Below are 568 nucleotides of genomic sequence, written 5' to 3' on the forward strand. Positions count from 1 at the left end.
GCGCCCGACGCAGCTTTACCGTCGCTACCGTTGGCGTCGACGCGCTGACCGACCCAATTGCGGACCCAACCGACGCGCAGATCCAAGCTTATTATGATGAAAACACCGACCTCTTCACCCTGCCCCGAACCAAGCGCCTGACCTATGCCATTCTGTCCCCGGACATGTTGCTGGACGGTATTGAGGTGGACGAAGACTCGCTGCGCCGCCTGTATGATGAGCGGTCGGCTCAGTACCAGCAGCCCGAACGCCGTCTGGTCGAACGGTTGAACTTCTCTGACGCAGCAGCAGCCAATGACGCCAAGGCCCAACTGGAAGTCGGCGGCACAACCTTTGAGCAACTCGTCCGCGACCGCGAGCTTGAACTGAGCGATATCGATCTCGGCGATGTAACGCGCGAAGATCTGGGCGACGCAGCCGATGCGGTCTTTGCCGCCGATCTGGATACCGTCGTCGGTCCCCTACCGTCCGTGTTTGGCCCGGCCCTGTTCCGCATCAACGGATCGCTGGCAGCCAATAATGTGCCTTTTGAAGATGCCGAGCCTGATCTGCGCGAAGAATTGGCGTC

The 568-nt window shown here is 60.4% G+C and carries 1 protein-coding gene; it reads left to right on the forward strand.

All coding sequences use genetic code 11. The annotated features are described in order from the left end of the window. On the forward strand, window positions 1–568 hold a 568-nt coding region (locus tag ACRZ95_RS23210), incomplete at both ends, for a peptidyl-prolyl cis-trans isomerase (RefSeq protein ID WP_480555762.1).

The organism is Ruegeria sp. AI3, assembly GCF_056541245.1.